We start from the raw sequence: 15861 nt of genomic DNA, 5'->3' as shown, positions 1-15861 counted from the left end.
AAATGAAAGGAGATCATATGCACAAATTTTTTTACGAACAGAGGAAAGCGTTTTCTTTCAGAAAGCTGACCATCGGTCTTGTTTCCCTGTGTGTGGGTACTAGCCTACTATTTGGTATCCAATCTCAAGAAGTTTCAGCTTCGACAGTAAGTCCTAGCCAGATTCGTTTCGAATATGTTTTAGAGGCGGAATTATCGGCAGAGGAGCGACAGTTGATTCAGTCTAGCCTACCAGCTGAATTGAAGGAAGAAGCGACCTATTTTGTAGTTTATCGTCCCTCTAAGAAAGTTCTTCCTGCAACGGGTGAGCTAGCTGGTTCAGGTTTGGCTGTCCTAGGACTAGGTTTCTTGGTTTTAGCTGTTTCTGCGACCAAGTCTAAGAAGGCGCGTGTCTTGACCATGCTTTATGTGACAACTAGTGGTCTGGCTCTACCTGTTTTGGAAGTAGGAGCAGTTCAAAGTTCAGCACTGGCTGCTTACAATCAGACCCTCACCATTCGTCCAGGGGATTCCTTGCCGGATGGGAAGTTGCGATTGGATAGCTATGACTTTGTGGGGTATTTCATTGAAGAAAAGTCAGAGGTGAAGAGTCAGGCTAGGGATGAGAAAACAAGTTTGTCCACTTCTAATCAGCTGGAGGAGTCAAAGACCAGTCCAGAAACTGCAGAAATAGACAAGCAAATCTCAACTGGGGAAGTAAGTGGCAAACCAGACCAAGCAAGCCAACCGATAGTTGAGCAAGCTGATAAAACTGAACAAACTGGTAAAGCTGAGGAAAGTCAGGACCAAGCAGCCCAGCCAACAGAGGCAGCCGTTGAAGAAAAGCTGATTACGACTATTCCAACAGAAGCACCGAGCCATCTCTTGCCGACCAGTGATTTTCAAGTTCAGGACAAGGTGGAAGAGATTGCTTTAGAAATCCCCGAAGAGCAGATAGAGACCAATCAGTTACCACTTGGTCAAAGCCGAGTGGAAGAGGGTCAAGCAGGTAGCCTCCGTATTTCCTATCAGGAAGTTCTGGTTGATGGTCAAGTTATAGCTCGTAAGGAGATTAGTCGCGAGGAAATCCCTTCTACACCAAGAAAAGTCTACATCGGTACAGGTCAGGTTGTGGAAGGTGAGGTCACAGAAACCGATTCTCCTGAAGAACCTGTCCAGCCAACAGAGGCAGCCGTTGAAGAAAAGCTGATTACGACTATTCCAACAGAAGCGCCGATCCATCACTTACCGACCATTGATTTTCAAGTTCAGGACAAGGTGGAAGAGATTGCTTTAGAAATCCCCGAAGAACAGATAGAAACAGATGAGTTGGCGATTGGTCAGAGTCGCGTTGAAGAGGGTCAAGCAGGCAGCCTCCGTATTTCCTATCAAGAAGTTTTGGTTGCTGGTCAAATTGTAGCCCGTAATGAGATTAGTCGTGAAGAAACTCCTTCTATTCCAAAACGAACCTACATCGGCACCAGACGAGATGAGAAATATGTGGCACCGGAGAAGTTAGAACTTCCAAGGGCGATTATTCGGACTCAAGAAGAGGAAATCGCATTCGAAAGAAAAGAAGTTCTTCGAGCTGATTGGCCTCCTGGAAAGGTTGAGGTAGTAGCTGGTAAAAATGGGAAGCGTCTACATACCTATGCAGTCATTGAGGGTGTTGAAACCTTACTGAAGACGGAAGTACTGGAGCAAGCAGAGGCTGAGATAACATATAAGGGTGTCAACCGTCCAGAAACGACTACAGAAGAGATTGTCATTGATTTTACCGAGCGTGTGATTTCAGACCCAGAACAATACACCGACTACCGTCAGATTGAAGTTACTGGTGAACAGGGATTAAAACGTCTCCATAAGGAAAATGGTCAGCTTGTCAATGAAGAAATTGTCAAACCAGCTAAAGAACAAGTGGTACGTGTCGGTACCAAGCCTATTGAAGGGCAGGTAGAAAAAGAAAGCCTTCGCACCATTGATTTTGCAAGACGATATGAGAGTAATGACCAACTAGAATACGGTCAGACCAGAACCAAGCAGCCAGGTCAAAGTGGTCAAGAAAAGGTCATTTCAGCCTACCAGACTATCAAAGGTGTAGAGGGACAACTTCTTTCTAGTCGGACTGTGTCAGTTAGCCCTGTTCAAGATGAGATTATTGAAGTGGGTACGAAACCACAGATTCGGATTGAACAAGAAGAACCTGTGACGGAGTATGTACCGGCACCAGACAAGGAACGGAATGTTCAAACGGTTCTTCAAGAAGGCCATGCCAAGGAAACAATCTACCGAACTGTCTATAATTTGGATACCAATAGTGGTCAGGTGATGCCGATTCAACTGCCAGGAACGGTTAGTCATCCAGGTCAAGTTCGAAGGATCAGTGTAGGTACTAAGCCGACTATTACTAAGAAAGCATTGCCATTTACAGAAGAAACAATCCCTAATTCAACCCTCTATGTTGGTGAGCGTGTGATTGTCCGACCTGGAAGAGCTGGGGAAGAAATTACGACAGTACATTATACCTTGAATCCAAGAACTGGCGAGACCAGTGCAAGTCAGCCTCAGATTCAAGAGATTGCTGCAGTGACACAGGTTGTACAAGTTGGTACGAAAGCTGTGGATCGAACTGTGGAGACTGTTGATAGTCGAGACATTGCGTTTAAGACAGAATATCGAGCAGATTCTACATTACCATATCCGCAACGAGAAGAGCTACAAGTCGGTAGCAATGGTGTGGAACGCATAACCACCACTCGTCGCTATGTCCGTGACCAAGAAGTCGGTGAACCTTCTCGGGTAAGTGAAGTTGTTAAAGCTGTTCAAAATCGCATTATTAAAGTCGGAACCAAACCAGCTGTCCGCCGTGTAGAGACAGATTTCACTCGTGTCTACGAAGCGGATCCAAACAGAAGTTTGAACGAGCAGTTTACTAAGCAATCTGGCATCAAGCAGGAAACAACCTATACTAAAAACTATGTCCTCAATACCGAGACAGGAACGGTGACGGAGCAGGCAGAGACTAGCCAAGTCACTCGCTCTGCTAGACAGGAAATTGTTCAGGTTGGAACACGTCCAACGACAGAAACTACTTCTCGTGTCCTACCAACTCGTTACGAGGCGGATATCACTCGTGCCTATGGTCAGCAATATATTAGCCAGCAAGGTCGTCCAGAAATCACAATTTATACAACAACCTATCGTGTTGATCCAAGAACTGGATCAACCCAAGGTGTTCGTGATACTGGCCGTGTGACAGATTCTGGTCAGGAACAGATTATTCAGGTTGGAACTCAGCCTGTAGAACGAACAGAGCGGATTGAACTTCCAGAGATTAGAAGACAAAATGCCAACCTAGCAAAAGACACAGAAACTGTTATTTATGCTGGTAGTCCAACAATCAGACTTTATCGAACAAGCTATACTGTAAATCCTGACACAGGTCAGCTCACTGCTCTTCAAGAAGTTCTCGTTTCTGAGATAGCAGGTCGTGCAAGAGAGGTTGAAATTGGTGCCAAGGAACCAGAACAACCAGTTACACCACCAGTAGAAAATGAAGGCTCTTGCCCAATCGTTCCTGATAATACTGATGGTGGGACCTGTGAAGCACCTACTGAACCGGCTGAAAAACCAAGTTCAACGGATTCGGGAACCACGATTGTTCCAGAGCCAGAGCAACCTAATATATCCGAAACGGAACCAGTTTCTCCGAAAAAACCAGAGGAAACAACTGAAGAAACGGTTGAGGATGTGAATAAGCCTTTGTTGAGGGTGGTGAAGAATGAGCCACACTACCATCTGATGAAGCATGTTCGTTCTTCTAAAGTGACATACGAATTAAAAGATACAAAAAAATCATTTAAAAAAGCTGTAGCAAAACTTTATGTAAACGATAAAGAGATTGAGTCAACGGAACTGAATAAAGAGTCATTAAATCAAGGAAAATTTGAAGTTCGCTTTAGAAACCTCTTGCCAAACGTTGACTATTTCGTTCGGACGGATTTGGTGTATACAGATAGCAAAAATGTTGAACGTACTGAGCGTATCCATGATGAAGTCCATGTAGACTTTGAAGAACGCCACTTTGAAATCAAGAATATTGATGAGGTGGAGGTGTGGAAGAACGAAGACGGTAGATTGGTTAGAAAAGTTGCGATTAAAGTAGATCCGAATGATGTTCAAAATTATTTCATCAAACTGAAGTCAGATGAGCATAAGGATGTTCTGTTACCAGTTGCGAAAATCGAAAAAACGAGCCTTGATAATGTGACCCACTTCAAATTGCAGGCTAGATTTACCAATCCAGAGGAAAAAACTCTAAAAACAAGCAGCTATCATGATATAGTGACGGTTTATTTACCGAGAGAATCGAGGGAGAATTACAGTACCTTTAGCAAACTACTCGAAGCGATGAGAAATCAACCATATGGTACTTTTGAATTGAAACAGGATTTGACGGCTTCTGAGGTTGATTTGTCAGCCTCTGCAACCTCGTATCTTTCAGGGCAATTTGGTGGCACTCTCAAAGGAAACGGTTTCACCATTCACGACCTGAAAGTTCCGTTATTTAATGATTTACGAGGGAATGTATCTGATTTGAACCTGAAAGCAGTAGATATTCAACTGCCGAAGGAAACGAAAGTCGGTGCTTTAGCCAAACAGTCAGATAATGCAACAATTACCAATGTTCATGCCCAAGGTCACGTATTTGCAGAGAATAAAATAGGTGGTCTAATCGGAGAAGCCTACCAGACGAACATGACAAACATTAGTTTCAATGGTGAAATTGCCGGTCTTAAGAATGTAGATAATAATATGATTGGCGGTATCGCTGGCTGGCTCGGTGGCGGTAAGATTGAAAAGGGCTATGTAGATGCGACCATTTCAGCTGTCTCTTCGAATGTGAAAGCTGGTGGCTTGGTTGGTCAAATGGAAAATGCCAATACACAAATCCTTTCGAGCTTTGCGACAGGAAGTATCGCTACCACGAAAACCAAGGATACGGAAGTTGGTGGCTTAGTTGGAGCGATATTAAAAGGGAATAGCCAGGATAACAGTATCCAGCTTCGTGATAACATTGCTGCAGTCCATGTGGTCAATGGCCATAAAGTATATGGTAGAGTGGAAGAAAACTTGCAACCATTTAGCGATATACGGATTGTGACGGGGAAAGCAGTTGGTGAAAATAATCCATCTGCATCTATCACAGAAATAGATGCAGATGGAGCTGAAGAAGAACTCAAGGCATGGTCTATCCTTCCGTCTGAAAAAGAAGCAGCGTGGAAATTACGCCAGAAGAATGCCTTTGACATTGATTATGCTACGGCTCAATTTGCTTTGGCAGAGCGCAAGCAAGCCTACGAAAACATGGAAAAACTTCTTCCGTTCTTCACAAGAGATGTGATTATCCAGTACGGAAATCGATTGGAAAAAGATGACGAATTGGTGACTAAGAAATTACTAGATGTCGTTCCATTAGTGGATAAAGTACCATTCCTAGATATTCTAGGCACCAGCACTGGAAAAAATAATCAAGATCTACCAAATCGTGATAAGATAAACGGATTGCTTTTACACTTCGATGACGGAACAGTCAAATACCAATACTTGGTGAAGAAAAAAGACATGAGTAGAGGCGCTGTTACGGAATACCTGATATTAGACAAGAATATCAGCTATACTCCAGACGTCATGGCAAATGACTTTGAATACAAGAAACTCCTAGGTAGCTTGATTTCGGAATTTGAAGGTATTACCTTTGATTCTTCGGCTGTACAAGATGCACTTGGTCTCAATGGTAATCCATATTCGAGGGATAAAGAATGGCTCTTCCTCAAGGAATCGTTTGAGAATGTCAAATCGAACCTGCAGGCACATTTGTCCGAATTGATTTCAAACTACAATTTAGTGGGATTGGATAGTTCGACTGCCAATCATTTTCTAAAATCCCATATCAGTAAAAACAAGGCACAGCTTCTACTCGGATTAGCCTACATGAATCGTTGGTACAATATTCAGTTTGGCGACTTCAAGGCTAAGAACTTGATGATGAAGAAGGCAGATTTCTTTGGTCAGAATGTCAATTCTCTGGACCAACTCATCCGTATCGGTAGCATGGGAGCAGAGATGTTGAAACCGAAGAACAACTATGCGCTTGCAAGTCAAGTGATTGCCAAGGAGTCAATCGGTGGCGATTTGTTTGACTACCTTGAAGGATATCGGAAGGCCTTTGCACCGAAGATGACCAATAATGACTGGTTTAAGTCTTCTACCAAGGCTACCATCATCGAAACTCCATCTACCATTAAGGAAGTGCTAGAAAAACAAACCAATCCGACCAAGGATGTCCACCACAATGGATTTTACGAAAAACTGGCAGGAGAGAACTGGAAGTTCAAAGAAATGGCCTTGATACTTCTAGCCATGCCAAGTAAGGACATCTTTATCTTGACCGATATGGCCAATACCTTGATTGGAATGTACGATAATAACAGCAATGTTAGTGAAGAACGTTTCCAAGAAATCGCCAAGATGTGGGCAGGCCATGCAGACTATCTTTACAATATTCTTCCAGAAGAACATAAAGAAAAAATGTTCCGTAGAACCATTACATGGGATACGAAAGATATAAATAATGATTGGAAGGCACTAGATAAGTTAACCAGTATGAATTATTCTGGCATGAAGCACTTCTACCTGCCACTTGGTTATGTCTATCCAAATGAATCAAAAGGCGCTCATGCTGATACACGGATGGATGGTATTTACTTCTTCCGTCATGATGCCATAATGGATGATGGCGCACGGGTTTACACCCATGAAATGACCCATATCGGAGATGATAATACCTTACTTTTGGGCTATGGCAAGCGAACAGGTCTGGATTTCGAAGTCTATGCGCGTGGATTGTTTGAATCCATCACTTGGGACAATCAAGATCGATTTGGTATCAATAATATCTATGATTTCAGTAAGTACGATGAAAGGAATTACGGAAGACGTTTGACCAATAAGACTCCTGAACGTTTCAAATCCACACAAGACTTGCAAGACTATATGAAGGGCTACTTAGATGTTATCTATACCTTGGATCTTTTGGAAGCTGAAGCTGTTATTGGGCTATCAGATAACTCTGCAAAACAAAATTGGTTTGCTCAGATGACAACTGGAGATGGAAATACTTCCACAGTTGCCCCAGTGGCTAAAGTGCCTACTAGTCTGGAACAATTGATTAAAGATGGAATGGTGTCCAGACGTCCGTATGAGAGTGGTTATAATAACTATGGTGATTATGGTTCCAATAATCATTCGAATGCTTATTTAGAAGTTAGGGCATTTGATCCAATTTATGGTTCTTTAAATAACGATGGAACCAGTCGTAACGAGTATGAAGTACGGAAGATTGCTTTTGAACTTTTGGCAGAATATGGCTATGAAAAGGGTATGGTTCCTTATCTATCGAATCAGCATAAGGCAAGTTTAGGAAAAGCTGATGCAAACGGTCGTATGAATGACAGTGACTTGATTTCGCTTATTTCAGAAAAAGAGTACAAAAATAGTGCGGAATTCCGAAAAGCGATGTTTGAAAAACGTAGACAGAATTTGGAAAAATTGAAATCGGTAGAGCTGATAAATAATAGTCTTTCAAATGGTGAGGGTTACTTCTACGAAGGAACACGTACAGTAAATGCTAGTGAACTACGTGATTTGATGAAAGCGGCTGTTGAGCATGATGCACGTAGTAGTAATTATCTGTCGTCAACAATTCGTTATAATAAAACTCAATCCCGCGTCTACAGCTTAAAAGCAGCTATTTTGAATGGCTATCTGCGCGAAACCAAGGACTTCAGGGAGTCTATCTATGTGACAAATCCCTAATGGCTATATAGTGTAGTCATTAAGAAATACTAGTCAGCTAGTTTTTCAGGAAAACAGTGGGCAGGTTTGTTCACTGTTTTTCCACTTTGATAGTGCGGTGTTTAGTTTATTGTCGAATGGATTAGATTTCAGATATAGTAGAGTAGCCTCAGTTCAATGGGATGATTTATCAAAGTGATTTTAAAATACTAGACGTTAACACCTTTTAAAGATATCAATTATGATATACTAATAGTCGTGCATTTAGTTTTTAAGGATAAGTTATCATTTGGACTGGTTTTTATTATTGCGATGAGTGTCAGTAGTAGTGGAAATATTCTCGGGTAAGGTGGGATAATTTAAAGTTCACCTTTGGGATTTTCCGCTTTCGACATCCATCCAAGGTTGAAGCAGCCTAAAGATTATTACCTTTTATCAAAAGCAAATGAAAAGATTATAAAGGAGGAATTTTGTAGAAATGAAAGAATACCGAAATTCGATATTTTCCATACGAAAATTATCCATCGGTGTGGTCTCGCTCTGTATTGGTACAGGTTTGTTCTTGTCTAGTTTGACGGGCTTGCAGGTAGAAGCCAGTGAGCGAATTGCGACAGTCGATCAGGAAATCCGTTTTCACTATCTCTTGGAAGAGGAATTGAGTCCTGAGGAGAAGAGTAGGATTGTCCAGCAATTGCCAAAGGACTTGCGAAAAGAAGCGACTTATTTTTTGGTTTATCGACCACAGTCTCCTAAAGTTTTACCAGCGACGGGTGAGGTTGTTTCCCATGCAGCGGCCTGGTTGGCGGCTGGATTTTTGGTGATTGCTGTTCAGGCTATCGGCTCCAAGAAATCTAGAGTAGTGAGTTTGCTCTATATTACACTAGCTGGATCTGCCTTGCCGCTCTTACAAGTGGATGCACTCCAGAGTCATGCCCTTGCTCACTTCAATCAAACGGTGACGGTCAAGACAGGAGACTTGCTTCCAGATGGTAAGTTGGAGCTAACTTCCTATGATTTTGTAGGTTATATCGTAGAAGATGGGAAAGTAGATCAAACGGTTTCGAGTGAACAGGCAGTTGAACAAGTAACTAAACAACCGCAAATTCTTGATAACTCTCATTCAAATCAGACAGTATTTCCAGAAAAAGCACCTGTGTCAGAACAAGTGCAGACTGAAGAAACAGGTTTACAGCTTGTTACCAGATATCGTGAGGAAAAGATTCCGCTAGAAATCGAACGACTTGATGTAGAGGACCCGAATCTAGCACTTGGTGAGACGCGATTGGAAGCTGGTCAGGCTGGCTATCGGATTCAGCGTTATGAGGAAAAGTGGTTGGGCAACCAATTGCAGTCTAGTCACTTAATGGAAACCCAAGAAGTAGTTGGCAAACCAGAAATTCTCTATCGAGGAACAAAAACAACAATTGTGCAAGAAGAGGTTAGCCAAGTTCCAAGCGACAGTCCACAAGCCACACCGCCAGTCCGCTTGGATTTCCAATTGAAGGAGCGAGTGGACCGTCAGGTCTTGTCCATTCCAGAGGAGCGGATTGAAACAGATCGTTTGGCTCAGGGTGAGACTGAGGTAGAAGAGGGTAGAGAAGGACTGCTAGAGATTACCTATCAGGATGTGGTAGTAGCAGGTCAGATTGTTGCCAGCAATGAGCTTCATCGTCAAGAAACCTCCCCAATCAGCCGTAAGGTATATGTGGGGACACGTGTAGATTCCAAGGGAGTTGCTCCAGTCACGCACAGTCTTCCGTCTGCGACCTTAGTCAGTGAAGAAGTCGCCATTCCTTTTGAGAGAATAGAGTCAGAAGATCCCGATATGGCCCAAGGTACTAGCCGTGTGGAACCGGGTCAGGATGGTCTAGCCCTGGTTACCTATGCAGACTTGAATGGTGTTCGCACTCTCTTAACCAGTGAGGAAATCAAACCAGCCAAATCCGAGGTGACCTACCGTGGCAGTCGTGTAGATTCCAAGGGAGTTGCTCCACTCACGCACAGTCTTCCGTCTGCGACCTTAGTCAGTGAAGAAGTTGCCATTCCTTTTGAGAGAATAGAGTCAGAAGATTCCGATATGGCCCAAGGTACTAGCCGTGTGGAACCGGGTCAGGATGGTCTAGCCCTGGTTACCTATGCAGACTTGAATGGTGTTCGCACTCTCTTAACCAGTGAGGAAATCAAACCAGCCAAATCCGAGGTGACCTACCGTGGCAGTCGTGTGGAAAAGGTTGTTGAGGAAGAAATTCCACTTGTGGAAAGAATCATTGAGCTTGCTGACCAATACACAGATTATATATGGGTAGAGCAGGCCGGATATCCTGGACGGAGAAGGAGAATTTCTCATAATGGTCAAGTCATTAGCGAAGAAGTAGAGCCAGGTCAGGAAAGAATTATCCACAAGGGAATCAAGCCTATTGAAGGTAGCTTGGTTGAGGAAGAACCGCGTTCAATTGCCTTCAGCACCATTTATCAGGCTGATTCAGCATTAGACTTTGGACGGAGAGAAGAGTTTGAAGGTCAATACGGTCAGGAAGTCATTGCCATTACCTATCGTACTATCAAGGGGCAAAAAGCAGAGGAGCTAGGTAGAGAACGAATAGAGTATACTCCGCCTTTGAATAAGGTAATCCGAGTGGGGACAAAGCCTACCGAGGAGGTCATCAGTGAATCTCTGCCTACACGATATGAAGCAGACGAGATAGCTCCAGTTGGTCAAGAAAGCCCAGTCTCAAGCGGTAGGGAGAAAGTAACCGTTTATCAGACTACCTATACTGTTGATGAAGCGACCGGAATTGTGACCAGTCATCGAGGTCAGGGCCAGATTCGTGAAGCAGGTGAATCTCCCTTGATTCGAAAAGGAACGAAGCCGACTCTTGTAACCCATCGTGAACCTCTGCCTCTGATTTATCGAGCAGATACCAGTCTCCCAATCACAAGTAATCCTGTCCGTCAAGAAGGTCGCGACAGGGTGACGACTATCACCACCATCTACACCCTCAATTCAAGCACGGGAGAAGTCACGGCAAATGCACCAGTTAGTGAAGTGACGGACGAGGGAGCAGCAACGATTGTCCGAGTTGGTGCCCAGCCGACCGTCCGTGAGGAAAGTCAAACCCTACCAACCCTTTACAGGGCAAGAGAGGATATGGCACCACCTTATAGACAGGAGGTTGTATCAGGACTGACTCGTCGTATCCGCTACCAAACAAACTATGTGGTCGACCCGCAAACAGGTAACCGCACAGCCCAGGAAGAAGTCCAAACCGAGTTGACTCCGGGTCGAGCAGCAGAGGTTGAAGTCGGAACCAAAGCGACTCTTGTAAGGGAAAACATTCAGCACCGAATTATCCGTCAAGACGATATGGATTTACTAATTGGAGAGGAAGTTGCAGGTCCAGTTGGGCAAGATGGCAGTATCACGCGTACAACATCATATCGCCTAGACGAAAGGACAGGTCAGCTTGAAACTCTTCCTGTTCAAGTCGAAGAAACTCCAGCTATCGACCAGGTGATTCGAGTGGGTAAAAAAGTGGTAGAAGAGCCAGCGAAACCGCTGGAAAAACCAAGTGTAGTTCTAGGTACGGATACTCATCCAGCAGGGTTGGTTGTAAATGAAAATGCTCTAGGAGTGGATGTTTACTACCGTGTGACTGACCCAGATAAGACTCTGGAATCTGTCCAATTGGCAATTTACGATGGAGACAGACTTGTTAAGACCATTGAACAAACCACGGAGTTTGCGGCTGAAAATCAATTGCAACTGAGAGATTTACAAGACTATATGGCTTATCAGGCTCGCCTATCCTTCCGCTATCGGACTCAGAATGGTCAGGGCGAAGAACTGGTTACAACGATACCGTTTGACATCAGTCCTAAGTCCATCGAATTCAACAGAGTAAGTCAGAGAGAGCTCTTTGTCCGCACTCCAGACGGCCGCTTCCAGCAAGTGACAGGGCTTCAAGAAGTTCCAAGTGACCTGTCCAACTACTTTGTTCGGTATAGAAGTGCGGATGCCAAGGAATTTCTTTGGGCAGTGCATTCCATCGTAGCTAATGGCAATCAATTTGACGTGGCTGTTCAGTTGCCGAAATTAGTTCAGGCCAGAAATCAAGCAGATGCAAATGCATTGGAGAACTTGGACCAATTCCAGCTTCCAAAGATTAGCCTAGCACAGGATAGTTATGCAGACTTTCAGCAGTTAATTCAAGCAATGAAGGACCGCCCAGACGGGACCTTTAAGCTCGCAGCTGACTTGGTTGCCAGCCCAACAACTGATCGAGCCTATGTGGAAAACTTCCGTGGACGTTTAGAAGGATTGGACGGTCAGGTCTATCGGATTCTCAACCTCCAAAAACCGCTCTTCCAGACCATGACTGGTGCCCATGTGGAACATATCCTGCTTGAAAATGTTGCCCTGCAGGGCGGAGATTCTAAGGCAGCTACCCTTGCGATCACCGCAAACAATAGCCGTGTGCAAGATGTCCATGTGACAGGGCAAGTTCAGTCATATGTTGGGGCAGCGGGTCTTGTCTATGAGGCAAACAATAGCCAGTTTGACTCAGTCTCCTTCAAGGGAGAACTAGTGCTGAATGAACATCGAACAAGCAGTCAGATTACTTCTGGTGGTTTGATTGGTAGATTGATGACAAATAGCGCCTTGCGCAAGGCCTATGTCTATCTGACCTCGACCTTCACCCCACGACTGTCTATGCAAGATCGACTAGGAGCAGTTGTTGGCTATGCTCTGCTTTCCACTATTGATTCCGTCTTTGTTGAAGGGCAAGTGACCAATAGGGAGCAGACAGGAGCGGTAGCTGGACTGGTTGCAAGTGGCTATCTACCAAATATATCAAGAGCAGCTTCAGCCTTGACCTTGCCAGAAACAGGTCTTCTAGTTGGCACGAGAACTCTATTGCCATTAACGGTTCAAGTACAGGCAAATCTATCAACAGGTCGTTTGGACAATGGTCATCAGGTAGAGGAAAAAACTGCGGAAGAACTCAAACAAATTCTTTCAAGCTGGGGCTTGGACAGGGTGATGCAGCCTATTCAGACTTCAGATGGTAACCAAACCCAGCAACAGTCGGGAGGAATCGACTATCATCTCTTGCGCAATGGCCGTATTGAGAGACAGTTGGCCTATGAAAATATGTCCAAACTCCTGCCATTCTATGACCGCCATACCATCGTGCGGATGGGCAACAAACTGGCAGATGATTCGATCTTTGTGACCAAATCTATCCAGTCCATTCAAGCTTTGCGAGGTAAGGAAGTTGTGACAGACTTTACTGAGAATGCCAACCAAGTCGATCGCTTGCTGATTTACTTCACTGATCAAAGTGTTCAGGACTTTGACCTGACCTATCAGGGGGCATATGACCAGACAGGTGTATTAGAATATAGATTTGGTCCAGCTCTGCTCTTTACCCCTTATCAATGGGTCAATGGGCAAAATAGAGCTGGTCTAGTAGCCAATCTCCGCCAAGCCTTCCAGGACTTGGATGTAGAGTCAGATGCTTATGCTCAGAAAACGAAGATGGCAGATTATCTGGCAGAACTTCGCTTTAAACATGGCAAGCAGGATTTGATCATCAGCATGAAGCAGCTCTATCTGAAACGAACTCAGGAAGCATTGAAAGCACAGTTGGACCATGAAGTAGGTTCTCTCCTTTCTAGTCAATGGGTGACAGATAGTGCTAGTCCAGTTATCAATGCCTATATGCAGCAGCAAGTAGAGGACAACAAGGAATCCATTTGGCTGGCCTTGACCTACTTGGCACGCTACTATGCTATCGACTACGATAAGCTAAACATTCGTAATATAGCAATCTATCAGCCACATTTCTACGGACAATCCCTAACAGTCTTGGATTGGTTGAAAGAGGTAGGAAGTTTGACCTATAAGGATCTGGCACCATTTGCGGCAGCAAGCAACTTTAAGAAGACCATTGGACAACAGGTCCCAGGTACACAGAATCTGTTTGACTACTTGGAATTAAACCGCCGTCTCTTCTCACCAGACAAGACTGATGCAGACTGGTTTAAACAATCCAGCAAGGCCTTTATTCATGAAGAAGCAAGTGTTCGTCAGCCTGAGAAGTCCGTCCAGGTTTACGACCAGCTGAAAAATCATGCTGACTACCATCGCTATGTCTTGCCATTGCTCAATCTGCCTGAGGAAGATCAACTTTATCTTGTTTCGCTAGCAAATGTCCTTGTTTTTGGTAGCTATGGTCGTTATGTGAACCATCAATTGCAGACCAGTCAACCAGATGTCTATCGTTCCACAGTCAGGGACATCCAAGAAAACCGCATTCCGAAGCATGCCCGCATCTGGAATGCCTATATGGAATTTATCAAGTCCTTAGTATCTGACCAGGCTCGTCAAGCCATCGAGTCCAAGTTGGTAACAGTTCGAGAAGGTTACAACATCAAGGATCCAACTGGTCAACCGCTAGCTGGGACAGATGACCGCCGCCGTTGGGCAGCGGAATTTGGGGATGACTACCGCATCATCGATGATTTCTTCGGACCGACAGAACTTTACTACGGCACCTTTAACAAGTCAGGGGCAGCAGACTTTGAGTTTAAGAAATACATCATCTATGGCAATGTTGACTTGTTGACATCGACTGGAAATTCAACCTTCACGCATGAAATGACCCACATTCTCGAAGATCAAATCCTAAATCTCGCAGGAAGACGGCAAGGTCAAGAGTCAGAATCCTATGCAATGGGGCTCTTGCAATCCATCGCTTCGTCGAATGCCTATTATTATGGTTTTAACCTGACAGAAGAACTGGCAGCAACAGCCAGCCATAACTCTAGTCCAAATCGTCTAACGACCAAGGACGATTTGCAAGGCTATCTGAAAGCTTCTTTTGATACCACCTATTTCTTGGATGCCTTGGAGGCGGAAGAACTCTTGAAATTACAGAAAGACCAGCAGAAAAAAGCCTTTAGAAAAATTGAACTCCAATTAGAAGGGGCTTACCAAAAAGACGGTCAGACCTATCAGGATGCCTTGGATAGGATTCGTGAGCTAACAGACAGCGAATGGCAGACCATGAACTTGACAACTGTCGAAGATTTGGTGACCAATGACCTTCAATTGGCCAATACCATTAACAATGTCGGCAGCTACTACCGAGACAATGATCGAAACTATTACTTTGTGCCGCTTTACTATCCAATCTATGCAGGTTTGCTCAATCAACAAGGAACAGTCGGTGGTCTCCAATTCCGTCGGACAGCTCTGGAACTGTTAGCAGAAAAAGGTTGGGACCAAGGTTTCTTGCCTTATGTGAGCAACCAGCTGGCTGAGGAGGCCCATGCAAATGGCAGAGCCTTGACAGATAGCTATATCTGGAAGAAGTTAATGCCTGATTATCCAGATTATGCTAGCTTCAAGAAGGCAAGATATCGGACCAGTCTAGACCAGAAGAACAGTATGAAACCAATTCGAATCTTCTGGAGTGGTAGCCACCATGACCTGCAAACTGGTCAGGATATTCAGGTATTGATGCAGAGGGCTATTCAAGAAGACCTGGCAAATCCAGGAACCAGCTTTAAGCGTCAGCAACTCAAGGAAGTCCTTTATAAAGCCTTTCATAAAGCAAGTCGAGAATTTAGGGAAAGTATTTTCTTGCCATAAGGTATTCGTTTTTGATAGTTTGGAGACTAATAGGTCACTTACCCCAAAAATACAGAAAATCTGAAAAGACTACTAAGTCCTCTAAAATACTTAATTTTATCGGGGGATAATAGGTATGTAGGATGGAAATAATCCTAACAACATTTGCCTTTGATTATATGCTACTGGATTCGTTTGTTCTGTCCAGTGTCAAACAATTGAAGGTTTGAAGAGCCGAACATCCTCCCTACTGTGTTACCCTACATAGAACTAAATAGTTCGGACTCTATGAAACAGTGAATCGCGCATATTCACTGTTTTTCTTTTACATCGAAAATTCAGTTGGTGGAAAATTTTGGTATAATAATAGAAAAGCCAGCAAAGGAGAAG

2 protein-coding genes are annotated in these 15861 nt (G+C 44.0%); both read left to right on the top strand.

Annotated elements, in window-relative coordinates; genetic code table 11:
- Positions 1-17 precede the first annotated feature (17 nt).
- Positions 18-7856: a ZmpA/ZmpB/ZmpC family metallo-endopeptidase gene (locus K6969_RS08475; RefSeq protein WP_321537391.1), complete on the top strand. Its 7839-nt coding sequence runs from the start codon at positions 18-20 to the stop codon at positions 7854-7856.
- Positions 7857-8313: 457 nt separating this feature from the next.
- Positions 8314-15492, top strand: a complete 7179-nt coding sequence (locus tag K6969_RS08470; RefSeq protein WP_171942805.1) for a ZmpA/ZmpB/ZmpC family metallo-endopeptidase — start codon at positions 8314-8316, stop codon at positions 15490-15492.
- Positions 15493-15861 lie beyond the last annotated feature (369 nt).

The organism is Streptococcus suis (assembly GCF_019856455.1).
In the GTDB taxonomy this organism is placed as follows: domain Bacteria; phylum Bacillota; class Bacilli; order Lactobacillales; family Streptococcaceae; genus Streptococcus; species Streptococcus suis_AE.
Note: the sequence above shows the minus strand (reverse complement) of the source record. Positions and strands in the feature narration are given on the sequence as shown.

What these genes read in the sequence shown, in the direction of transcription:
- K6969_RS08475 (WP_321537391.1), top strand. Translation starts at nt 18, where the DNA reads ATGCACAAATTTTTTTACGAACAGAGGAAAGCGTTTTCTTTCAGAAAG.
- K6969_RS08470 (WP_171942805.1), top strand. Translation starts at nt 8,314, where the DNA reads ATGAAAGAATACCGAAATTCGATATTTTCCATACGAAAATTATCCATC.